The organism is Shewanella profunda, from assembly GCF_023283765.1.
Taxonomy (GTDB): domain Bacteria; phylum Pseudomonadota; class Gammaproteobacteria; order Enterobacterales; family Shewanellaceae; genus Shewanella; species Shewanella profunda.
Window position 1 is genome coordinate 1 of sequence record NZ_JAKILG010000117.1, and the last position, 748, is coordinate 748.

2 tRNA genes and 1 rRNA gene are annotated in these 748 nt (G+C 42.6%); all 3 read left to right on the top strand.

The features are described 5' to 3' along the window. The first annotated feature begins 27 nt into the window (after positions 1-27). Positions 28-104 (top strand) — tRNA-Ile (locus tag L2744_RS21500). Positions 105-220: 116 nt separating this feature from the next. Beyond that, positions 221-296 (top strand) — tRNA-Ala (locus tag L2744_RS21505). 362 nt (positions 297-658) lie between these two features. Continuing rightward, positions 659-748 (top strand): 23S ribosomal RNA (locus tag L2744_RS21510); the annotation flags it as partial.

A 748-nucleotide genomic window follows, 5' to 3' on the forward strand; every position in this document is an offset into this window, starting at 1 on the left:
GGATGGTTGTAGATTTATCAATAAGATGGGTCTGTAGCTCAGCTGGTTAGAGCGCACCCCTGATAAGGGTGAGGTCGGTGGTTCAAGTCCACTCTGACCCACCAAATCTTCTTGATACTGCGTTGTAAACATCGTCGTTTACGCCTTGTCTCAATTCGATTTGGCAAACCAATCCTTTAAGAGGTTTGGAACATCTTAGTTACTCGCACTGCATGTAAATGGGGCTATAGCTCAGCTGGGAGAGCGCCTGCCTTGCACGCAGGAGGTCTGCGGTTCGATCCCGCATAGCTCCACCATTTACACCTTATTTTGACTTTATTGCAAAGTAATAAGGCATATGCATTATGGATAGAGATGCCAAAGATAAACTGAAAAATTATCTTTGGCTTTTTTAAGCCCGTTCTTTAACAATTTGGAAAGCTGATAGTATTTAATTGCATGAGTCTGTCATGTAATTAATTACAAAACGTTTAATGCGAAAGCATTGAACATGAGTTCTCAAACACTTTATTAAGTGTCTTGAATATTCAAAAGTAAATTATGCTTAGTTGCATAGTTTACGTCTAAGGCGCGTCCACTTCTTTGGTCAGAAGTGAGACAAGTAAAACCAAGCTGGTCGCAATGCGGCGCAGGTGAGTGAAACTCATTTGGGTTGTATGGTTAAGCGACTAAGCGTATACGGTGGATGCCTTGGCAGTCAGAGGCGATGAAGGACGTAGTAACTTGCGAAAAGCGTTGGCGAGCTAGT